This is a genomic window from Flavihumibacter stibioxidans (assembly GCF_014332695.1).
GTDB classification, from domain to species: Bacteria; Bacteroidota; Bacteroidia; order Chitinophagales; family Chitinophagaceae; genus Flavihumibacter; species Flavihumibacter stibioxidans.
In genome coordinates, this window is the sequence record NZ_MBUA01000012.1 from 629,107 (window position 1) to 650,338 (window position 21,232).

Consider the following 21,232-nt stretch of genomic DNA (forward strand, 5'->3'; position numbering starts at 1 on the left):
CAGCCTTAATCTATGCAAGGTGTTTTAGCGAAATAGGGAATCTCATCATCAGAGATTGTCTCCTTCTGTTGCCAGTAAGAAAGTGTCACCACATGGCCATCGGGCGTTTTCAGTAAGCGGCCAAAGATGGCATTGGTGGGATTGAACATTACGTTAGTAACGCCGATGGTAAAAGTGGCAGGCGGTGGTGGTGGCGGGGGAGCTGTGGTTTCCTGCGGGACAGATGCCGGGGCAGTACCGGTTTCAGCAATTGCTGCAGCCTCAGGTGCAGTACCCGCCGTAGCAGCTGGTGCGGCTGGTGCGGCCGGGGCTGGCTGGACCGCAGCAGTAGCTGGTGCCGGCTGAGCCGCAGCCGGCGCAGCTTTTACAGGAGTTGGCACAGCCACCACGGTATACTTATTGAATTCCAGCAGCGGCTTCAGGAAATCAAGTCTTTCTTTGGAAGCATTGCGCTCTACAATGGCACATTTTATACCATCCAGATCTTCAAACTCGTGATTTTTATTGATCGCCATTTTGATGGTTTTTAGAAGGCCGTGCCCAGTGACTGAATATATTCATGCACATAGGTAACGAAACCGGTGAAGACAATTCCCGCTATACAGATATACAGGGCCAGTTTCGGGAATGCAGGTACAGTTAAAGGTTCGATAGGCTGTTCATTGGCATCCATGAAAATGGCTTTCACGATCCGCAGGTAATAATACAGGGAGATGATCATATTCAGGGCAGCGATGGTAACCAGCACATAATTACCCTTTCCGGCACCTGCCAGCAGCAGGAAGAATTTACCAAAGAACCCTGCTGTAGGCGGAACGCCTGCAAGTGAAAACAAACCAATGGCCAGCACCCAGGCCAGCACCGGGTTGGTCTTGTGAAAGCCCCTGTAATCACTGATCCTTTCGCGACCCGTTGTGGCGCTCACAAAAGAGACAACGCCAAATGCGGCCAGGTTGCTGAATATATAGATCAGCACGAAATACACCACGGAACTGCTACCCGCCTGGGAACTACCGGTGATGCCTACCAGAATAAAGCCAACCTGCGCAATGGAAGAGAAGGCCAGGAATCGTTTGAAATTATCCTGCCTTATGGCGAAGAGGTTACCGATTATAATGGTCACAACTGACAAAAGGAAAAGCATATTGTACCAGTTGCCGGCCAGCGGCTTGAAAACGGTATAAAGAACCGGTACCAGTACAAACAATATGGCCCCTTTGGAAATTACGGAGAGATAGGAAGTAACAGCCACTGGCGCGCCTTCGTACACATCGGCTGTCCAGAGGTGAAAGGGCACGGCGGAAATCTTGAAGCCAAATCCCGCCAGCAACAGGATGAACGCAAATATCTGCAGTGGTTGTCCGTTCACAGCGGCGGCAATCCCTTCAAAACTGATGGCGCCTGTGGTGCCGTAAACCAGGGAAATACCAAACAGCAACATGCCGGAAGAAAAGGCAGACGAGATGATCAGCTTCATGGCAGCTTCGGATGACTTTCTTTTTTCGAGGTCAAAATTGGCGATGGCCGCCAGTGGAATGGTAGAAAGCTCCAGTCCCAGGTAGAGCATGAGTAGGTTACCTGCCGAAATCATAAAGAACATTCCCAACAGGGTTGAGAGCAGGAGTATATAAAATTCCACTACATGTTTATGGTCTTTCAACCAGTTGTATGACTGCATTGAAATGATCAGTGTACCGAGGTTGAGGATGTTTTTTTCCAGGATGATAAGATCGCTGGTATGGTACATGCCGCTGAACAGCACCCCTGTTTGCGGGAAGAAAAATCCACCCAGGAAATTGATGGCCAGCAGGACATTCACCAGGTTTAGCCATGCCATATTGCTGCGCTCCTTCCCGATCTTCAGGGTTAGCAACAGGAAGATGATGACCGTTAAGACCAGCTCTTGTTTCAATATGATAAATAGATCGTTCATCTTAGTCGGTTTAGGGTTGGAATTTTGACATGATCAATGTTACCCCCGGTTGCACCAGATCGTTCAGCCAGAAGGGTGCGATACCGATGGCCAGGATTCCGATGATCAGCAGGGCGGCAGCCAGTTTCTCGTTCCAGGCGGCGTCACCCAGCTGGTGGTCGGAATGCATGGCTGGCCCCATAATGGCTTTACCTGTTGCCCGCAAAATATATACTGCTGTCACCACGATGGAAGCGATGGCCAGAATGGTAGCAAGCCGGTACCATGGATCGGGGTTCTGCCAGGATCCCATGAATACGGTCATCTCGGCTACGAATCCGCTGAAACCCGGAAGTCCGAGTGAGCTCAGACCGGCAATCACAAATACCGTGGAGATAAAAGGCATGACTTTGAGCAAGCCGCCCAGTTGTGCCACTTCCCGGGTATGGGTCCTTCCGTAGATCATGCCGATGGCGGCAAAGAAAAGGGCCGTCATCAGTCCGTGTGACACCATCTGCAAAACAGCACCAACGATGGCGGTGTGGGTAAGCATGCCGATGCCCAGCAGAACAAAACCCACATGGCTAACCGAAGAATAGGCGTTGATGTATTTAAGATCGGTTTGCATCATGGTGGCGAAGGCTCCGTAGATGATGGCGATGGTTGCCAGCAGGATGATGACCCATGACCAGGCGGCTGCGCCATCGGGCATCAGGAAGGTTGCTACGCGAAGTGCGCCGTATCCGCCAAGTTTCATGGAGATACCTGCCAGGAACATGGAAGCGGCCGTAGGCGCGGAAGCGTGTCCGTCGGGCACCCAGGTATGGAAGGGAAAGAGAGCGGTAAAGATGCCGAAACCGAGGAAGGCAAATGGGAAGAATAATTTCTGCACTTCGACGGGAATGTTCAGTTGCGCGATCTGCATCAGGTCGAAAGTATAACTGCCGCCATTAACCGAAGTATTGAAATAGAGCCCCGCAAGTCCGACAAAAACCAGGGCCGAACCGCCCATGAGCATCAGTGCCAGTTTCATGGCGCTGTATTCCTTCTTGCCGCTGCCCCAGATGCCGATCAGCAGGAATTTCGGTATCACCGATATTTCAAGGAAGAAGAACATGGTGAAGATATCGAGGGATAAAAAGAAACCATATGCGCCCAGTGCGAGGAAGGCCAGGAGAAAAAAGAATTCGCGGCTCATCTTTTCCACGTTCCAGGATACCAGCACCCCCGCTACCACCACAAAAGCGGTGAGCAGGATCATGGCGATGGAGATGCCATCCACCCCTATATGGTAATTGATATGCAGCGCAGGGAACCAGGCGTAACTGGATTCGAACAGCATAGGCGCTGTATTACCCGTGGCCCTCTCCTGCCAGTAGGCTGCCAGTAAAACAAAAGCAAGCACCAGTTGCAGGATGGAGCCCGCCAGTGAAATGGTCCTCGCCTGTTTCAGGTTCCTGGTGAACAGGATGGCGGTGGCTGTGAGGAGCGGTAATAATATAAGCAGGTGAAGGTTCATGTTAATCAGTTTATTTCCACAGGTAAATGAATATCACTCCCAGTGCGGCGATCCCGCCAAAAAAGTAGAGCGCGTAACTCTGCACCTGTCCGGACTGCAATCCTTTTATTCTCACAGAAAGCTTACCCGTAGTGGATGCCAGCCAGTTCATGGTGCCATCCACTATATGGCGATCGAACCAGGCAGCAGGGCGGCCAACCAGGTTGAACAGGATATTTTTGGTGAGGAAGAGATAGATCTCATCGATATAAAACTTTTTATATGCTGACTGGTAGAGTCCGCCCAGAGTGGCTGCCAGCCTTGCCGGCTTGTCGTTCGCTTTTTTGTAGAGCCATCCCGCCAGGAGGATACCGGTCACCGCAATCAATAAAGGCGCAATAGAAAACAAAAGGTCCAGGTGGCTTTCAACCGGCCTGCCATCAGCGGTCACATAGTGTGAGAAGGGAATAAACCCTGCCACCAATGACAGTATGGCGAGCAGTATCAAGGGCAGTTTCATGGACAGTGGCCCTTCCCCGTGAGCGTGGCTATGTTTCTGCTCATGACCCCAGAAAATATTGAAATAGAGCCTGAACATGTAGAAGGCGGTGATGCCGCCGGTGATTAATGCGATAAAATATATGGGTTTGTCCGACTGGTAGGCGGCGTGCAGGATTTCTTCCTTGCTGAAGAAACCGGCAAAAGGCCAGATTCCCGCAATAGCCAGGCAGGCGATCAGAAAGCTGATATGCGTTACGGGCATCAGTTTTCTCAGTCCGCCCATATCGCGCATTTCATTGGAATGAATATAGTGTATGATGGCGCCTGCACCCAGGAAGAGCAGTGACTTGAAGAATGCGTGGGTAAAGAGATGGAACATGGAGGCAGTAAAACCGGCAGCATGGCCATCGGTGGCGGGAATGAGTCCCAGGGCGAACATCATGTAACCGATTTGGCTCATGGTGGAATAGGCCAGTACGCGTTTGATATCTGTTTGGGTACAGGCAATGATGGCGGCGAAAAACGCGGAGAAGATGCCTATATAACGGATAAGCATCAACGCAGATTCATTGGTGGAAAAAACAGGGAATAACCGGGCCACCAGGTACACGCCGGCCACCACCATGGTAGCTGCATGGATGAGGGCGGATACGGGGGTGGGACCTTCCATGGCATCGGGCAGCCAGATATGCAATGGGAACATGGCTGATTTGCCGGCACCCCCCATAAAAACCAGGGCCAGTGCCCAGGTAAGCGCGGAAGCGCCGAGGAAGGAAGCGGCACCGATGGCCTGCGACTGTGCGGAAGCAGGGTCGGACAGTCTTTCAATAAGGGTTTTAAAATCCAGTGTATTGCTGTAATAGGACAGCACCAGTATGCCGATCAGGAATCCGAAATCGGCGAAACGGGTAACTATAAACGCTTTTTTGGAAGCTGCCACCGCGGTGGCTTTGTTGAAATAAAATCCGATCAGCAGGAAGGAGGAAACACCCACCAGTTCCCAGAAGATATATATCTGGAAGATGTTGGAAGAAAGTACCAGTCCCAGCATGGAGAAAGTAAACAGGGAGAGAAAGGCATAGTAAGTGGCGAACCGTTCTTCTCCTTTCATATAACCCAGGCTGAAAATATGCACCATCAGCGATACAACTGTCACCACCACCAGCATCATTACCGAGATGGGGTCGAGCAGTATGCCCAGGTTGATGGAGAGGTCGGAGGTAAAGGGAAGCCAGTTGAGTTGCACCGGTACGATGGCCTGGTACACACCGTTATCTTTTCCGCTGTCGCTGAAATAATTGAATGCGGTATAAAGGGACAGGATGGCGGAAGTGGCCAGCACAAGGGTGCCCAGCCAGCCCGCGCTTTGGCTGAAATATTTTTTTCCGAAGAGTCCCAGTACCACAAAACAGGCCAGTGGCAGCAGTGGGATGAGGGCTAATAGAAGCATAAGGCTGGTTATAGGGTTAATATTTCATTTCGGTTGCATCTTCCACATCAATGGAATGGTGGCTGCGATAGAGATTGATGATGATGGCAATGGCCACCGCCGCCTCTGCTGCCGCTATCGTGATGATGAAGAGGGTAAAAAAGATTCCATCCAGTTTACCGGGCCAGAGGTATTTATTGAAGGCCACAAAGTTGATGTTCACGCTGTTCAGGATGAGCTCGATGGACATCAGCATGGTGATCAGGTTCCGCCGGGTGAAGAGGCCATACATGCCGATGAAAAACAATGCCGTGCTGACAAACAGGATATGTTCCAATGGTACACTGCTCATGATACTACCTCCTTTTGTGTTTCTGTAACTGGTTCCTTGATGGTAAGGGGACTTCCTTCGGGTTTCTTTTCCACGGGCGTTTTCATGGCGATGACGATACAACCTATCATGGCGGCCAGCAGCAGGATGCTGACTACTTCAAAAGGAAGCACATAACCATGGTCTGTGACGCTGAGCATTTGTTCGCCAATGTCTGAGACATCGGCAAAGGTTTCTGACGTCATGGTTTCTGACGTCTTCATGAACGGAACGGTTTCTGACGTCTTCCCGAAGGGGTCGTCAGAAACCTGGGAGCCGGTTGACGACCCCTTCAAGGAGCCGTCTGACGACCCCTTCAAGGAGCCGTCTGACGTCCCCTTCGGGAAGACGTCAGACGGCAGGCCGCGGGAAACGTCAGACGGCAGGGCACCCTGGATCAGGTTCCACGAAAAGGCGAACCCGAAGAGGGCGGCGAGTATGGCGAAGGCATTTCGCTTTAATGCAGGGGCGGGCATTTTTTTGCCCGAGCGCTGGGTCAGGAAGATGGAGAAGATGATCAGCACCACGATACCGCCCACGTACACCACAATCTGAACAGCAGCGATGAAGGTCACATTCATCCAGAAGTATAATGCGGCTATACCTATCAGTGAGAACAGGAGCCAGATGGCGGAGCGGAATATCTTCCGGGTGGTCACTGCCAGTAAACCCGTACCCAGGATAAAAGCCGCTATCGAATAAAATATAATTGCTGAGGCATTCATTCTACACCCTCCCTTATTTTTGATCCGGGTTGATTGAGTTTTTTGGTCAGTTTACTTCTGTCGAATACACTGTGCTCAAAATTCTGCGCCATGGTGATGGCGCCTGTCGGGCATGCTTCCACACAGAGATTGCACATGGTGCAGAGCTCGAGGTGGTAGACAAATGTATCCAGTGCCTTTTTCTTTTTGCCTTCGGGCGACACATCAAATTTGGTGATGATCTTGATGGTGGCATTGGGGCAGGCCAGTTCGCATGCCGTACAACCGGTGCAGGCATGTTCGTTGTTTTCATCGTGCAGCATAACCACCTCGCCCCTGAAGCGCTCCGGCAGATTAAGCTGGTCGCGGTTCTCGGGGTATTGCTGGGTGATGATCTCGCCGGGCCGGATAAAATAGCCGCCGGTGGTCTTCATGCCCGTGAGCAGCGACTTCACCGCCTTGTACACATCCGATATGTATTCTTTTATGAACATGAGTTTCGTTTAATCGTCAGAAATGCCATCCCATGATAGCCATCAGTGTAATCAGCAGCAGGTTGAGCATGCTGATTGGTAGCAGGTATTTCCATTCAAGATTGAGTAACTGGTCGATCCGCAGCCTGGGGAATGTCCACCGGAACCACATGATCAGGAATATCAGGAAGAAGACCTTTCCGAAAAACCAGATGGAAGAGGGAATATAATCCATGATATGATTGAATCCTTCCCAGTTGCCGATGTGCAGGGGCATCCATCCACCCAGGAAGAGCGTGGCCCCGACAGAGCAGACAATGAAAATATTAATGTACTCCGCCAGGAAAAAGAGCGCGAATTTCATTCCCGAGTATTCGGTATGAAAACCTGCTGTCAGCTCCGATTCCGCTTCGGCCATGTCAAACGGCGCGCGGTTGGTTTCGGCGGTTACGGCGATAATAAAAATTACGAAGGCGATGATGGCGGGAATATGTCCCTTGAACAACCACCATCCATCCTGCTGGGAGGCCACTATTTCAGACAACCGAAGGCTGCCGGTCAGTACCACGATGGAAATGATGGACAATCCGGCCGACAACTCATAACTCACGATCTGCGCGCCACTTCTCATGGCGCCGAGCAGGGAATACTTGTTATTACTCGACCATCCGGCCATCAGCACCCCGATCACCGAGATAGAGGATACCGCTGATACGAACAGCACGCCGATATTAATATCCCAGATCTGGAAATTCCTGGCGAATGGAATTGGAGCCAGCAGGAGCATGGCCACGATCATCACAATAAACGGTGCGAGGTTGAAAAGGAACTTATCAGAGCCATCGGGCGTAAGGCCTTCTTTCATGATCAGCTTCAGGGTGTCGGCGGAGGTCTGGAATATGCCCTGCGGACCAACGCGGTTTGGACCCAGGCGGATCTGCATGTGCGCTGCCACCTTTCTTTCCATCAGTACCAGCACCAGGCCGAGTACGGCGAACAGGGCAATGGCCAGCAAGATTACGATCAGGCTTTCCACCACCAGCACCCAGGTTGGGTTCAGGTGTGCGTTTAACCATTGCTGTAAGGAATTGGTCAGGCCTTCTAAGCTGAACATCGTTAAAATATTTTTAGTTTACCTGTCTATATCGGGTATCACGAGATCAAGGGTTCCCATTGTGGCCATCAGGTCGCCGAGTTTGCTGCCCCTGGCCATATGATCGAGGGCGGACAAATTGGAAAACCCGGGAGACCGGTACTTGATCCGGTAAGGGGTGGTGCCGCCTTCGCTCACGATGTACACGCCCAGTTCACCGCGGGCCGTTTCCACCCTGGTATAAAATTCTCCCTTTGGCAGTTTCAGCACGGCCTTGGTCTTGGCCTGGAAATCGCCTTCCGGGATATTATCGATCAGTTGTTCTATGATACGGATGGACTGGTGCATTTCTCCCATGCGGACCATGTAACGGGCAAAGGAATCACCCGCTGTTTCCGTTACCTCATCGAATTCGAGCTTGTCATAAATCTCATAGGGATAGAGTTTACGGATGTCTGATTTAACCCCGCTTGCGCGGGCTACCGGTCCCGTACAGCCGAAGCTTACGGCGTCCTCTGCAGACAGCACGCCCACCCCTTTCATGCGGTTCTGGAATATGATATTTCCGGTAACCAGTTCATCGTATTCGTGGATCTTGGCCTTGAAGAGTTTGATAAAATCCTTTACCCGCCGCTGGAAATTGGGATGCAGGTCGGCCATCACACCGCCCGGAACCATATAGTTCATCGTGAGGCGGGCGCCGCAGGTTTCTTCCATGATATCGCTGATGGCCTCCCTTTCGCGGAAGGCATAGAAAAAAGGTGTGAATGCACCCAGGTCCATGGCCATGGCGCCCCACCAGAGTTCGTGGGAGGCAACACGGGTAAGTTCATCCATCAGCACGCGGATGACCTGCGCACGGGGTGGCACTTCCAGTTGAAGTCCCTTTTCCACGGTCATCGCACAGGCATGGTTGTTAATATGAGAGGACAGGTAATCCATCCGGCTGGTTACATAAATGAACTGCCGGTAGCTGAGGCTTTCACTCATCTTTTCGATGGAGCGATGGATATATCCGAGGTGGGGTTCAATTTTTTGTATGGTTTCACCATTTAAGGTGATCACCAGGTGCAGCACACCATGGGTGGCGGGGTGCTGTGGACCCACATTGATCACCATTTCGCCGGTGCCATCAAGTGCGCCGTCAACGGTGACTTTTGTATTATTGCGTATGACCTGGGTTTCGGTGTACATGGGGTGCGTTTAAAGTTTGATCATGTTTACCGGGTCTTCAAAATCCTTGCGCAGGGGGAATCCCTCGAAATCATCGGTCAGTATCAGTCGCCGCAGATCAGGGTGGTTGAGGAACTTTACCCCGAACAATTCATATACTTCCCGCTCGTGGAATTCAGCCGTACGCCAGATATCTGATACGGTTTCAATTTCAGGATTGTTGCGGTCGAGATTTGATTTAATCACGATGGTCTCACGGTGATCAGTAGATGATAAATGATAAACCATGGTGAGATGGGTCTTCCAGTCAACACAGGTGAGGCAGAAGAGATAATCAAATTTGTGTTCCGAATGGCGCAGTTTTTCAGCCAGGTTCCGCCAGTCTGCCGGCGTAACCAGCACATTCAGCCACTCTCCGCTTTCATCGTAAGAAGCTGTCGGCAGGATTGAACTTATGTATTCCTTGAATGCTTCCGTTCTCATAGTTGTGGTTTTTCTCCGCGGATCTGTTCCCTGGTAAGCCCGCTCTTGATTTTTTCCTGCAGTGCTATGAGTGCATGCAGCAAGGCTTCGGGCCGGGGCGGACAACCCGGGATATATACATCCACGGGAATGATATGGTCCGCACCCTTTACAACGGAGTAGGTATTATAGAAAAAGGGGCCGCCGCTGATGGCGCAGGAGCCCATGGCCACTACATATTTGGGATCCGGCATCTGGTCGTAGAGGCGCTTCAGTACAGGTGCCATTTTGTTTACGATGGTTCCCGCAATAATGATCACATCGGCCTGGCGCGGGGAAGCCCTTGCCACCTCAAATCCAAAGCGGCTGAAATCATATTTGGAGGAAGCCACCGACATCATTTCAATACCACAGCAACTGGTAGCGAATGTCAGGGGCCAGAGCGAATTCGACCTTGCCCAGTTGACGATATCATTAAACGTGCTGACGATGATGCCACCGCCTGGCAGCGGGTGAACCTGGCCGGGAAAATCCTTGTTGGTTTCACGTATCTGTTCTCTTACATCCATTTGAGCGCTCCTTTTTTGTGGGCATAGAGGAAGCCCATGAACAATATGTACAGGAATACAAGAATCTCTGCCAATGCCACCCAGCCGATTTTTTTAACAACTACCGCCCATGGATAGAGGAAGATCAGTTCCACATCAAAAATCAGGAAGATCAGTGCAAACAGGTAGTACCCGATATTGAACTGGTTCCAGGGAGAGCCGGTGGTTGGTATGCCACATTCGTATGCCTGCCCCTTCTGAGGGTTTACAGTCCCCTTTACCAATAGTTGTGCTATCAGTATTCCGCCGGCAGAAAATAATATGGCGGCCATGGTCAGCGCGATCAATGAGACGGAGCCCATATGCAGTGATTTTTGGTGCCTGCCTCAAGACAGGCACGTTAATATACCATTTTTAGGTCAAACAATGGTCCAGGTTTTATCCCCTGACAGGATCTTCTGTAATGGCACCCGGCCTTTTTTTTCTTTCACCATCCCGATCTGCTCGGCCATATTGTCTTCATAGGTAGGTCTTTCATCTGCATAGATCACGCCAAATGGCCTTGGGAAATGCTCATCGTTAAAGGTCGTATCAAAAAAACGGGCGATCAGGTTGGCCTTGGTCTTGTCATTTTCATCATGGATCCAAAGGTTGTCAACGGAGATTTCCGGATCCTTCAGGTCAACAATGATCGGGGTAAGCCCATCAAGCATGATGCCTTTGTCTTCGTTGTTGCCAAAGATCAGTGGCTTACCATGTTCCAGCCAGATAGCTTCCTCTTTTTTTGTTTCTTTTTCGGAGAACGCAAAGAAAGCGCCGTCATTGAATACCGGGCAGTTCTGGTACACTTCCACAAAAGAAGTTCCCTTGTGGTGGTGCGCACGTTTCAGCACCGCCTGCATATGCTTTGGATCACGGTCAAGTGTACGCGCTACAAAACCTGCTTTGGCTCCCAGCGCCAGTTCGGATGGATTGAAGGGCTCTTCAATGGTTCCATAGGGACTGGTTTTGGTGATCTTTCCCTTTTCGGAAGTGGGGGAATATTGTCCCTTGGTGAGACTGTATATCTGGTTATTGAACATCAGGTAATTGATGTCAAAATTCTTCCGCATCAGGTGGATAAAGTGGTTACCACCAATGGACATACTGTCACCATCACCCGAAACCACCCAAACACTCAGTTCAGGCCTGGATGCTTTCACCCCGGAAGCAATGGCTGCGGCCCTGCCGTGGATGCTGTGCATGCCATAGGTATCCATATAATAGGAAAAGCGGGCGGAACAACCTATACCGGAAACGAATACAAAATTTTCCTTGGGAACCCCCAGGTCAGGAAACACTGTCTGTACCTGTTTGAGAATGGAGTAATCGCCACATCCCGGACACCATTTCACCTCCATGTCAGAAGCAAAATCCTTTGAGGTTAACGCGGCGGGCTTTTCAAATGAGAGCGTTTCCATAATTTATGCATTAAGTAATTGGAGCATTTTTTCTTTCAGTTCGGTTGTAGTGTAGGGTTGGCCCTGCACTTTTGACAACCCGATGGCGGGAACCAGGTATTTGGCCCTGATCAGCTGCAGCAACTGCCCGCTGTTCATTTCAGGTATCAGCACCTTGTCGTACCCATTCAGTATTTCGCCCAGGTTTTTGGGGAAAGGATTGATATGACGGAGATGAACATGCGCTACGCTGTAACCCTCTGCCAGCATTTCTTTCACGGCTGTTTTGATGGCGCCGTAGGTGGATCCCCAGCCCAGCACCAGCAACTTACCCTGATCATAACCGGTATCCGGTCTGGCGGGCGGAATGAAGTCTTCAATGGCTTTGATCTTGGCCGCACGCAGCCTGGTCATCTTTTCATGATTGGCCGCATCATATGACACGTTACCGGTTTCATCCTGCTTTTCCAAACCGCCTATGCGATGTTCCAGTCCCTTTGTGCCGGGTTTGATCCAGGGTCTTACAAAAAACTCGTTGCGTTTGTAGGGCAACACTTCCCCATCCGGCGCATTGGGCTCTTCCATAAAGCTGGTATTGATCGAAGCCAGGTCTTCTTCATTCGGGAAACGCCAGGGCTCGGAACCGTTGGCTATATACCCATCGCTGAGGAAGATAACCGGTGTCATGTGTTCCACCGCAATCCTGCAGGCTTCAAAAACCGTATTGAAACAATCGGAGGGCGAAGTGGCTGCAATAACCGGAACAGGGGATTCACCATGCCGGCCAAACATGGCCATCAGCAGGTCTGACTGTTCCGTTTTTGTAGGCAGGCCCGTAGATGGTCCGCCCCGCTGGACATCAATCACCACCAGGGGAATTTCCAGCATAGTTGCCAGTCCCAGCGCTTCAGTCTTCAGCGCCATACCCGGACCGGAAGTGGTGGTCACTGCCAGGCTGCCCGAGTAAGAAGCACCAATCGCACTGGCAATACCGGCGATCTCATCTTCCGCCTGGAAGGTCTTCACATCATTGGCCTTGTATTTGGACAATTCGTGCAGGATATCCGTTGCGGGTGTAATGGGATAGGACCCGATGAATAATGGCAGTCCGGATTTTTCAGAAGCCGCCAGCAAACCAACCACGATGGCATTGTTACCGGTGATATTGCGGTAGGTGCCGGCCGGCAGTTTGGCCGGACCGATCTTGAATTGCGTAGTGAAGATCTCGGTATTATCGCCATAATTCCATCCCGCCTGCAATACCTTGATATTGGCTTCAGCGATCTCAGGCTTTTTGGAGAATTTTTCCGTGATGAATTTCACCGTATGATCCATCGGTTTGTCGAACATCCAGAACAGCAGTCCCAGTACAAACATGTTCTTGGATCGCTCCATTTCCTTGGTGCCCAGGCCTGAATCAACCAGGCATTCCTTCGTAAGTTTAGTGATATCAATGGAATGAACCGTGTAATTGGCCAGGGAGCCGTCTTCCAGCGGGTTCACGTCGGCAGGATATTTGGCCAATCCCAGGTTTTTCTTGTCGAATCCCTGGGTATTGGTGATGATGATGCCGCCTTTTTTCAGTTTGGGCAGATCGACCTTCAATGCCGCAGCATTCATGGCCACCAGCACATCATAGTTATCGCCCGGGGTGAAAATTTCGGTACTGCCGAAATGCACCTGGAACCCGGAAACACCCGCCACCGTACCTATCGGGGCACGGATCTCGGAGGGGTAGTCCGGGAAGGTACTGAGGTCATTGCCGTACAGTGCGGCAGTATCAGTAAACTGCATGCCCGTCAGTTGCATACCATCTCCGGAATCGCCGGAAAACCTCACCACAATATGGTCCACTTCTTTTTTTGCAACGATCTTTTCGTGCTGCTTTTCAATTGTTTCCATAATAATAAATTAATGCCCTGGTCAGGGGTGCAGGGCTTCTTTTTTGGCCATCAATTGTTCAACTGTTTCCTGGTAAAGGGTGTCGGGGATACAGCAATCAACCGGACAAACACTTGCGCACTGGGGCTCTTCATGAAATCCCTGGCACTCAGTGCATTTGTTGGGGACTATATAATAAGTATCGTCTGCCAGTGCAGGAAAACGCTGGTTCACATCCACCACCGTTCCATCCATTAACACAAAAGTTCCGGAAACGGATGTTTTGTCGGAAATGGCCCACTGGGCGCCGCCTTCATAAATGGCATTGTTCGGACATTCGGGTTCACAAGCGCCGCAGTTGATACATTCTTCGGTGATTTTAATAGCCATGATATTGATTTTTTGACGTTCGGAATTGAACCTCTAAGTGACCAATGTTTAGCCTTAATAAGCATGAGAAAAGTCAAAGCAGGCTATGTTTTTTATCAGGATTCCCCCTGATTTATCCGATATTCCCATATAATTCCATTCTGACCACAACACATATGAAAAAATTCCTGATTGCATTGCTGATCCTTGGCATAATTGTATCTGGCGGCTACCTCTACATCAGATACAAAACGGCACCCGACTATTCGGGCACCCGCATATCTGAGGGCATGAAGAAAGGCGCTGATGTATACTTCGATGCATTCGGCATACCGCATATTTATGCCTCCAATGCCGAAGATGCCTACCAGGCTCTCGGTTATGTACATGCGCAGGACAGGTTGTTCCAGATGGAAATGATGCGTCGCGTGGGAACCGGTACCCTGGCAGAGTTCCTGGGCGCAGACCTGGTGAAGGCAGACAAATTCTTCCGCACCCTTGGCATTCCGCAGCACGCTGCCATGAGTACGGCCGAATGGATGAAGCCGGACAGCCTGAATGGCGCACCGGCTGAAATGCCCGAATGGAAAAAATCAGTGCTTGCATATATAAGAGGTGTGAACCAGTTTATAAAGGATGACAAGCTTCCGGCGGAATATATGCTGCTGGGGTCAAAACCCCGCGAGTTCACCCTTACCGACATGCATGCCATCGTGGGTTATATGAGCTTCACCTTTGCGATGACACTGAAGACCGAGCCACTGGTGACGAAGATCGCCCGCGAACTGGGACCGGAATACCTGAAAGTACTTTCGGTGCATACCCTGCCCGAGCATAAAAAGATCTCTGTATTCTATCCGCAGCGCGACAGTGCCGGCAGCATCCTGACGCCCCCTGCTGCCACCAGTTCCGATTCCACCGTATCTGCCATGCTCGAAAAACTGCCCGTACCCCAGATCATGGGCAGCAATGCCTGGGTGATCGCGCCATCACGCACAAAATCCGGACAGGTGCTGTTCTGCAACGATACGCATATCGGGTTCGCACAACCCTCTGTATGGTATGAAGCACATCTGGAATATCCGGGGTTTTCATTCTACGGCAACCACCTGGCGGGACTTCCATTCGGACTGGTGGGTCATTCAAGGGAACACAGCTACGGGCTCACCATGTTCATCAATGATGATATGGATATGTTCGAAGAAAAAATAAGCCCCGAAAACCCGAACGAAACCATCAGCGGCAATTTACGTGTACCCATGAGGGTAAGACAGGATACCATCAGGATCAAGGATGCCGCACCGCAGATCTTCACCATTCGGGAAAGCCACCATGGCGGCATCATGAACGAAGTGATGCCCGAACTGGAAGAAGTCACCAAACAGCCTGTGGCAGCCTGGTGGGTGTACCTGAAAGAACCCACCAGAGCGCTGGAAGCCACCTGGAAACTCAGCCATGCACGCAACCTGCAGGAAGCGGAATCCGGGGCCAGATTGATTCATGCACCCGGACTCAACGTGATGTATGGCGACAAGGCCGGAAACATTGCCTGGTGGGCTTCGGCCAAACTGCCGATCCGCCCGGCACACGTGAATACCAAACTCTTCCTGGATGGGTCCACCGGAGCTGATGAACCATTGGGATGGTACCCCTTTGAAGAGAATCCCATGAGCGTGAATCCGCCCTCCGGTTTTGTGGCATCAGCCAATAATCAGCCCGACACCATGAAGAATAAGATCTTCTTCCCCGGATATTATTACCCCGGCGACCGCTACGACCGCATTGCAACGACCATCAGTAGCCGAAAAGACTGGGACCAGGAAAATATCAAGGCCCTCCAACTGGAGGCTGTAAATATCAACCACCCGAAAAATGCGCAGGTCCTGCTGAATGCAATCAACCCGGCTGATTTTAAGGAAGACGAAGCCATACTGACTGCACTGCGTAACTGGAAAGGCACGCATGAACTGACTGAGACCGCCCCCACCCTATATTATAAGTGGACCTACCATGTATTAAGGAATATGATGGTCGACGAACTGGGAGAAGCCTATTTCAACAGTTTCCTGGAGACATTTCTCAAGATCAGGAGCCTGCCCTCACTGTTACGCACAGCCGAATCGCCCTGGTGGGATGATAAGGGAACGGAAGCCAGGGAAACCAACCGCGACATAATCAGCGAAGCGCTGGTGACCTCGCTGAAAGAACTGAAGGAGCAGCTGGGCAGCAACGCAGCAGACTGGAAATGGGAAAGCTCCATTGTATCAGTACACCCGCATCCCCTTGGGGCCAAAAAGCCGCTGGACAGGATCTTTAACGTAAGCACATCCACCCTGAAAGCCAATGGCGAAGGGGTGAATAAACTTGCCTTCAAACTGAATGGAGATGGTAAATATGTGGTAAACAGCGGACCGGCACTGCGCATCATCCTTGACTTTGCCAATGTGGATGCCTCGGAAAGTGTGCTGCCCACCGGCCAGAGCGGCAACCTGTTCAGCGGGCATTATGACGACCAGGCAGAACTGTATGCTACCGGGAAATACAGACCGCAGATGATGCACAAAGAAACCATTCAGAAGGAAGCTAAATCTGTCCTGAAGTTTACCATAAAATAACCAACTTTGTCAGCATGAGTATCATCAAAACAGGTATCTGCTCCTATGGCATGAGCGGGAAATTATTCCATGCGCCATTTATCCAGAACCACCCCGGGTTTGAACTGGCGGCCATTGTGGAGCGGCACAAAACCGAATCGAGGGAACGTTACCCTCAATCCGCACTGGTCCGTTCCTTTGAAGAACTGCTGAAAGATGACACCCTTCAACTTATAGTCGTAAATACACCCGTACAAACGCATTTCGAATACGTGAAAGCAGCGCTGGAAGCGGGTAAGAACGTAGTGGCGGAAAAACCTTTTACGGTAAATGCCGCGGAGGCGGGGAAGCTGGAAGCGCTGGCGGCAAAGAAAAACCTGCTGCTAACGGTGTACCAGAACCGAAGATATGACGGTGATTTCCGCGCCCTTAAAAAAGTGGTGCAGGAAAACCAGTTGGGCGATATCCGCGAAGTGGAATTCCGTTATGAAAGATACCGCGTACAGCCCAGTGGCAAGGAACACAAGGAAGGCGCCCTGCCCGGGGCCGGCATATTGCACGACCTGGGAGCACACCTGGTGGACCAGAGCCTGCAGTTATTCGGCTGGCCGGAAGCGGTATTCGCCGATATCTGGACCATGCGCGAGCAGGTAGCGGCCAACGATTATTTTGAATTATTACTCTATTATCCCCGGATGCGTGTAAGGCTCAAAGCCACTGTGGTAGCGCGCGAAACCCCACCGGCCTTTATCCTTCACGGTATGAAGGGCAGTTTTTTGCAGGAGAGATCTGACCTGCAGGAAGCGCAGTTGCTGGCGGGTGTGGAACCATCCATTGAAAGCTGGTGCGCGCCCGCTGGCAAGCCTGATGGCCTGCTGCATACCACCATTGACGGGAAAGATATCCGCGAGGAAACCTGGTCAAAACCCGGTAATTATATGGGCTTTTATGATGATGTATGGAAAGCGCTGACAGGAATCGGCCCCAACCCCGTGCCGGCCGGAGACGCTGTAAAGTCGATGAAGATCATAGACGCGGCACTGGAGAGCATGGCAAAACAATCCGTGATCCGCCTGAATCCCCTGAAATAATTCCCGCCAACCCATGCAGGCAAAAAAAACTCCGGAACAACTAAATATTGCGGTACAACTCCTGAAATGGACCCTGCTGATCATTCCGGTTTCGGTGGCCATAGGTCTCCTGGTTGCCTTGTTTTTATGGATGCTGGAAAAGACCACGGTAACCCGCTGGGAACATCCCTGGTTACTGTTCGGACTGCCCCTGGCAGGCATCCTCATACACTATGCCTACCGCGCTGCCGGTAAAAACGCAGATGCCGGCAACAACCTCATCATGGAGGAGATCCACAAACCCGGCGGTGGCGTACCGGCCAGGATGACCCCCCTGATACTGCTCACCACCGTTCTGACCCATCTCTTTGGCGGTTCTGCAGGCCGCGAAGGCACTGCAGTGCAAATGGGTGGCAGCATTTCAGCCTTCTTTTCCCGCCTGTTCAACATACACCACGACCAGAAAAGGATACTGCTCATGTGCGGTATGTCCGCCGGATTCGGCGCGGTATTCGGCACCCCGGTGGCCGGTGCCATCTTTGCGCTGGAAGTGCTTACCATTGGCCGCATCAAATACGATGCCCTCATCCCCTGCCTTATTGCCGGTATCATTGCAGATATAACCTGCTCCTCCGCGGGTATCCATCACACCCATTACAGTATTGCGTTTAAGGGTGGCAGTGAGCAACTGATCCCGCATATATCCTTTGATATTTTACTCCTGGGAAAAGTGATCATCGCCGGCATATTGTTCGGACTGGCAAGCTGGCTCTTCTCTCAATTATCGCACCTGATAAAGGAACAAAGCAACCGACTGGTGCCGGTTAAATGGCTGATCCCGGCCATAGGCGGGGTGCTGATCATCGGGATCAGTTATGCACTGGGAAGTTTTGATTACCTCGGACTGGGTGTTACGACCGCGGATGGAACCGGGGTAAGTATTGTAAACGCATTTAAGGAAGGTGGCGCCACAGGTTTCAGCTGGTTCTGGAAATTATTGCTGACGGCCATCACAATAGGCATGGGCTTTAAGGGCGGGGAAGTCACGCCGCTTTTCTTTATCGGCGCCACGCTGGGTAATACCCTTGCCTGGGTGGGTGGTGCCCCCACGGACCTGATGGCCGGACTGGGTTTTATCGCCGTTTTTGCCGGGGCAACCAATACCCCGCTGGCCTGCACCATCATGGGCATAGAACTCTTCGGGTCCGATAATATCATCTATTATGCGGTGGCCTGCTTTACCGCTTATTATTTCAGCGGCCATTCCGGCATTTACAAGGCACAGCGGCTCGGGGTATCCAAATCAAATCCCATTAACCCGGACCCATCGGGGTAGCCATTCACACCCTTGATGAGACGTTTTTCGAGTCAGCAATGCCCGGGGCTTCTTTTTGTTTTCCGGAGAAACCAGTTAACCGGCAGATGAGTTTTGACAGCGGAATAAAAGCCCCTATTTTTGCGGTCGCCGCGAAAAGCGGGATTTTTATTAACATTAACAGTATCGGTAAGCGGCACATAGAGCCATACCGATAGATTTGCCCTTTATCAAGCAATATGAGAAAAATTATAGTTGCCCTGGCTGCTGTGATGCTGGCGATGGGAGCACAAGCGCAGACCGATTCAAGCAACAATGAAGCAACAGCAGTAGCAGAACCGGCCAAAGCGGCGCCGGCCAAAAAGAAAAAAGACTGGAGCAAACTGAACCTGACCGGCAGGCCCAATGATCATTTCATGTTCCAGGTGGGATATGAAACCTGGGCCCAGGTACCCGATACCATTAAACTTACCGGACTGGGTCGCCACCTGAATATCTACCTGATGATGGACTTCCCCTTCAAGACCGACCCACGGTTCAGTGTGGCTTTGGGTGTGGGAGTCGGATCATCCAACCTGTTTTTCGACAAGCAGGAAGTAAAGATTACCAATACTTCCCAGAACCTGGAGTTCAGGAATGTGGCCGATACCAACCATTTCAAGAAATACAAACTGGTGAACGTGTGGGCTGAAATTCCGGTGGAACTGCGATTCGCACTGAATCCCGAAAACACCAATGCCAGCTGGAAATTCGCAGTGGGCGCCAAGGTAGGAACCATGGTCAATGCCCATACCAAGGGTAAGAACTGGCAGAACAAAACCGGTGGCACCCTGAACAACTACACTCTGAAGGAAAATTCCAAGCGGTATTTCAACAACATGCGACTGGCGGCTACTGCCAGGATCAGCTATGGTGCTTTCGGCATCCATGCCGCATACCAGATCAACAGTCCGATCAAGGACAACGCGGGGCCGCAGGTGCACCCGATGTCGATAGGCCTGACTGTGTCCGGACTCTGAGTTGTGAGGGATGAAGTGCGGGCGAGCGTATCGGTGCAAAAGGCGCTGGTTAATAATAAAGAGCTTAAAAAAAGAAGCGGGTCATGATGGCCCGCTTTTTATATTAATTTTGCTGACCATTTATAACATTAATATTTCGATTCATTGCTAGAAAGGAAACAGATACAGGAAGAAGAAAAGTGTGTGCTGGTGGGCGTGGTGCAGAAGGACCAGAACGAGCAGCAGGTAAAGGAATACCTCGAAGAGCTGGCATTCCTGGCGGAAACCGCCGGCGCGATATCCACCCGCAGGTTCATGCAGAAGCTGGCGCATCCCGACAGTAAAACCTTTGTGGGAAAGGGAAAGCTGGAAGAGATCAAAGACTATATCACCGGCCGCGATATCAACCTGGTCATCTTTGACGATGAGCTAACCGGCTCGCAGATCACCAATATAGAAAAGGCATTGGGCGTGAAGACCATCGACCGGTCTGACCTGATCCTGGATATTTTCGCCCGCCGCGCCAAGACCGCCCAGGCCAAGACCCAGGTGGAGCTGGCGCAGTACCAGTATCTCCTGCCCCGCCTCAAAGGGATGTGGAAACACCTTGAACGCCAGGGTGGTGGCATCGGCACCCGCGGTCCCGGTGAAACCGAGATCGAAACCGACCGCCGGATCGTAAAGGAGAAGATCGCACTACTCCGCCGCAGGCTGGCGGAGTTTGACAAACAGGCTTTCACCCAGCGCAAGGACCGTGGCGAGTTTATCCGCGTGGCACTGGTTGGTTATACCAACGTGGGCAAGAGCACCATCATGAACCTGCTCAGCAAGAGCGATGTGTTCGCAGAAAATAAACTCTTTGCCACCCTCGATACCACTACCCGTAAGGTAGTATTCGACACCACTCCATTTTTGCTGAGCGATACCGTAGGGTTCATCCGCAAGCTGCCCCACCACCTGGTGGAAAGCTTCAAAAGCACGCTGGATGAGGTACGCGAGGCCGATATCCTGCTGCACGTGGTGGACCTGAGTCACCCGCAGTACGAGGACCAGTTCAATGTGGTGAACAAGACCCTGCAGGAGCTAAAGGTGACCGAGAAGCCGATGATCACCATCTTCAACAAGCTGGATCAATACGAGAAGAATACCTTCGACGAGTGGCTGGAGCCCGAGGTACGCAACCATATCCTGGAGGAATTAAGGGAGAAATGGGAGAACGAGACCCTTGGCAATTGTGTGTTTATCTCCGCCATCGAGCGGCGCAACCTGGAAGGCTTGCGGGCGACCATCCTGAACCGGGTGCGGAAACTGTACCGCGAGCGGTATCCCTACAAGACAGAGTTTTACTGGAGTGATGAACCACCTGCGACGGAGGAAACTGCAGGCTGAGTTTTTTTATTGCC

The 21,232-nt window shown here is 51.4% G+C and carries 20 protein-coding genes and 1 pseudogene; 5 read left to right on the forward strand and 16 right to left on the reverse strand.

The window, feature by feature from the left end; genetic code table 11:
• Positions 1-5 precede the first annotated feature (5 nt).
• From BC349_RS09860 to BC349_RS20230, 16 genes and pseudogenes are all read right to left on the reverse strand, one after another.
• Positions 6-515: a hypothetical protein gene (locus tag BC349_RS09860; RefSeq protein WP_187256562.1), complete on the reverse strand. Its 510-nt coding sequence runs from the start codon at positions 513-515 to the stop codon at positions 6-8.
• An 11-nt stretch (positions 516-526) separates the two neighbouring features.
• Complete coding sequence (locus BC349_RS09865; protein ID WP_187256563.1) at positions 527-1,933, reverse strand: NADH-quinone oxidoreductase subunit N; 1,407 nt, start codon at positions 1,931-1,933, stop codon at positions 527-529.
• A gap of 10 nt (positions 1,934-1,943) precedes the next feature.
• Positions 1,944-3,431, reverse strand: coding sequence for a complex I subunit 4 family protein (locus BC349_RS09870; protein WP_187256564.1), 1,488 nt, complete (start codon positions 3,429-3,431; stop codon positions 1,944-1,946).
• A gap of 10 nt (positions 3,432-3,441) precedes the next feature.
• Positions 3,442-5,361: an NADH-quinone oxidoreductase subunit L gene (gene nuoL / locus BC349_RS09875; protein ID WP_187256565.1), complete on the reverse strand. Its 1,920-nt coding sequence runs from the start codon at positions 5,359-5,361 to the stop codon at positions 3,442-3,444.
• 16 nt (positions 5,362-5,377) lie between these two features.
• The gene (gene nuoK, locus BC349_RS09880) at positions 5,378-5,692 is read right to left on the reverse strand and encodes an NADH-quinone oxidoreductase subunit NuoK (protein WP_187256566.1); all 315 of its coding nucleotides are present in this window, start codon (positions 5,690-5,692) and stop codon (positions 5,378-5,380) included.
• Complete coding sequence (locus tag BC349_RS09885) at positions 5,689-6,435, reverse strand: NADH-quinone oxidoreductase subunit J family protein (RefSeq protein ID WP_187256567.1); 747 nt, start codon at positions 6,433-6,435, stop codon at positions 5,689-5,691. The genes nuoK and BC349_RS09885 overlap by 4 nt, the downstream gene beginning before the upstream one ends.
• Positions 6,432-6,908: a 4Fe-4S binding protein gene (locus BC349_RS09890; protein WP_187256568.1), complete on the reverse strand. Its 477-nt coding sequence runs from the start codon at positions 6,906-6,908 to the stop codon at positions 6,432-6,434. The genes BC349_RS09885 and BC349_RS09890 overlap by 4 nt, the downstream gene beginning before the upstream one ends.
• 16 nt (positions 6,909-6,924) lie before the next feature.
• Positions 6,925-8,001, reverse strand: coding sequence for an NADH-quinone oxidoreductase subunit NuoH (gene nuoH, locus BC349_RS09895; protein WP_187256569.1), 1,077 nt, complete (start codon positions 7,999-8,001; stop codon positions 6,925-6,927).
• Positions 8,002-8,019: 18 nt separating this feature from the next.
• Positions 8,020-9,174 (reverse strand): NADH-quinone oxidoreductase subunit D, encoded by a 1,155-nt coding sequence (locus BC349_RS09900; RefSeq protein WP_222840132.1) that lies wholly within the window; start codon positions 9,172-9,174, stop codon positions 8,020-8,022.
• A gap of 9 nt (positions 9,175-9,183) precedes the next feature.
• The gene (locus tag BC349_RS19835; RefSeq protein ID WP_222840133.1) at positions 9,184-9,636 is read right to left on the reverse strand and encodes an NADH-quinone oxidoreductase subunit C; all 453 of its coding nucleotides are present in this window, start codon (positions 9,634-9,636) and stop codon (positions 9,184-9,186) included.
• Positions 9,633-10,184 carry an NADH-quinone oxidoreductase subunit B gene (locus BC349_RS09905; protein ID WP_187256570.1) on the reverse strand — a complete coding sequence of 184 codons (552 nt, stop codon included), beginning with the start codon at positions 10,182-10,184 and terminating at the stop codon, positions 9,633-9,635. Before BC349_RS09905 ends, BC349_RS19835 begins: the two co-directional genes overlap by 4 nt.
• Positions 10,175-10,525 (reverse strand): NADH-quinone oxidoreductase subunit A, encoded by a 351-nt coding sequence (locus BC349_RS09910; RefSeq protein ID WP_187256571.1) that lies wholly within the window; start codon positions 10,523-10,525, stop codon positions 10,175-10,177. Before BC349_RS09910 ends, BC349_RS09905 begins: the two co-directional genes overlap by 10 nt.
• 57 nt (positions 10,526-10,582) lie before the next feature.
• Positions 10,583-11,623: a 2-oxoacid:ferredoxin oxidoreductase subunit beta gene (locus tag BC349_RS09915; RefSeq protein WP_187256572.1), complete on the reverse strand. Its 1,041-nt coding sequence runs from the start codon at positions 11,621-11,623 to the stop codon at positions 10,583-10,585.
• Positions 11,624-11,626: 3 nt separating this feature from the next.
• Entirely contained in the window at positions 11,627-13,504 is a 1,878-nt protein-coding gene (locus tag BC349_RS09920; protein ID WP_187256573.1) for a 2-oxoacid:acceptor oxidoreductase subunit alpha, read from the reverse strand.
• A gap of 21 nt (positions 13,505-13,525) precedes the next feature.
• The gene (locus tag BC349_RS09925; RefSeq protein ID WP_379802393.1) at positions 13,526-13,804 is read right to left on the reverse strand and encodes a 4Fe-4S dicluster domain-containing protein; all 279 of its coding nucleotides are present in this window, start codon (positions 13,802-13,804) and stop codon (positions 13,526-13,528) included.
• Positions 13,805-13,828: 24 nt separating this feature from the next.
• Positions 13,829-13,873 (reverse strand): annotated as a pseudogene (locus tag BC349_RS20230) (ferredoxin); the annotation flags it as partial.
• 155 nt (positions 13,874-14,028) lie between these two features.
• Between BC349_RS20230 and BC349_RS09930 the strand changes: the two are divergent.
• From BC349_RS09930 to hflX, 5 genes are all read left to right on the forward strand, one after another.
• A complete protein-coding gene (locus tag BC349_RS09930; RefSeq protein ID WP_187256575.1) occupies positions 14,029-16,467 on the forward strand; it encodes a penicillin acylase family protein in 2,439 nt (812 codons plus the stop codon).
• Between the two features lie 14 nt (positions 16,468-16,481).
• The gene (locus BC349_RS09935; protein ID WP_187256576.1) at positions 16,482-17,537 is read left to right on the forward strand and encodes a Gfo/Idh/MocA family oxidoreductase; all 1,056 of its coding nucleotides are present in this window, start codon (positions 16,482-16,484) and stop codon (positions 17,535-17,537) included.
• 13 nt (positions 17,538-17,550) lie between these two features.
• Positions 17,551-18,852: a voltage-gated chloride channel family protein gene (locus BC349_RS09940; protein ID WP_187256577.1), complete on the forward strand. Its 1,302-nt coding sequence runs from the start codon at positions 17,551-17,553 to the stop codon at positions 18,850-18,852.
• 218 nt (positions 18,853-19,070) lie between these two features.
• The gene (locus tag BC349_RS09945; RefSeq protein WP_187256578.1) at positions 19,071-19,850 is read left to right on the forward strand and encodes an outer membrane beta-barrel protein; all 780 of its coding nucleotides are present in this window, start codon (positions 19,071-19,073) and stop codon (positions 19,848-19,850) included.
• A 144-nt stretch (positions 19,851-19,994) separates the two neighbouring features.
• Positions 19,995-21,218, forward strand: coding sequence for a GTPase HflX (gene hflX / locus BC349_RS09950; RefSeq protein ID WP_187256579.1), 1,224 nt, complete (start codon positions 19,995-19,997; stop codon positions 21,216-21,218).
• The last annotated feature ends 14 nt before the right edge of the window (positions 21,219-21,232 follow it).

Excerpts from the sequence above, each read along its gene's own strand:
- BC349_RS09860 (WP_187256562.1), bottom strand. The coding sequence starts at position 515 with ATGGCGATCAATAAAAATCACGAGTTTGAAGATCTGGATGGTATAAAA.
- BC349_RS09865 (WP_187256563.1), bottom strand. The coding sequence starts at position 1,933 with ATGAACGATCTATTTATCATATTGAAACAAGAGCTGGTCTTAACGGTC.
- BC349_RS09870 (WP_187256564.1), bottom strand. The coding sequence starts at position 3,431 with ATGAACCTTCACCTGCTTATATTATTACCGCTCCTCACAGCCACCGCC.
- nuoL (WP_187256565.1), bottom strand. The coding sequence starts at position 5,361 with ATGCTTCTATTAGCCCTCATCCCACTGCTGCCACTGGCCTGTTTTGTG.
- nuoK (WP_187256566.1), bottom strand. The coding sequence starts at position 5,692 with ATGAGCAGTGTACCATTGGAACATATCCTGTTTGTCAGCACGGCATTG.
- BC349_RS09885 (WP_187256567.1), bottom strand. The coding sequence starts at position 6,435 with ATGAATGCCTCAGCAATTATATTTTATTCGATAGCGGCTTTTATCCTG.
- BC349_RS09890 (WP_187256568.1), bottom strand. The coding sequence starts at position 6,908 with ATGTTCATAAAAGAATACATATCGGATGTGTACAAGGCGGTGAAGTCG.
- nuoH (WP_187256569.1), bottom strand. The coding sequence starts at position 8,001 with ATGTTCAGCTTAGAAGGCCTGACCAATTCCTTACAGCAATGGTTAAAC.
- BC349_RS09900 (WP_222840132.1), bottom strand. The coding sequence starts at position 9,174 with ATGTACACCGAAACCCAGGTCATACGCAATAATACAAAAGTCACCGTT.
- BC349_RS19835 (WP_222840133.1), bottom strand. The coding sequence starts at position 9,636 with ATGAGAACGGAAGCATTCAAGGAATACATAAGTTCAATCCTGCCGACA.
- BC349_RS09905 (WP_187256570.1), bottom strand. The coding sequence starts at position 10,184 with ATGGATGTAAGAGAACAGATACGTGAAACCAACAAGGATTTTCCCGGC.
- BC349_RS09910 (WP_187256571.1), bottom strand. The coding sequence starts at position 10,525 with ATGGGCTCCGTCTCATTGATCGCGCTGACCATGGCCGCCATATTATTT.
- BC349_RS09915 (WP_187256572.1), bottom strand. The coding sequence starts at position 11,623 with ATGGAAACGCTCTCATTTGAAAAGCCCGCCGCGTTAACCTCAAAGGAT.
- BC349_RS09920 (WP_187256573.1), bottom strand. The coding sequence starts at position 13,504 with ATGGAAACAATTGAAAAGCAGCACGAAAAGATCGTTGCAAAAAAAGAA.
- BC349_RS09930 (WP_187256575.1), top strand. The coding sequence starts at position 14,029 with ATGAAAAAATTCCTGATTGCATTGCTGATCCTTGGCATAATTGTATCT.
- BC349_RS09935 (WP_187256576.1), top strand. The coding sequence starts at position 16,482 with ATGAGTATCATCAAAACAGGTATCTGCTCCTATGGCATGAGCGGGAAA.
- BC349_RS09940 (WP_187256577.1), top strand. The coding sequence starts at position 17,551 with ATGCAGGCAAAAAAAACTCCGGAACAACTAAATATTGCGGTACAACTC.
- BC349_RS09945 (WP_187256578.1), top strand. The coding sequence starts at position 19,071 with ATGAGAAAAATTATAGTTGCCCTGGCTGCTGTGATGCTGGCGATGGGA.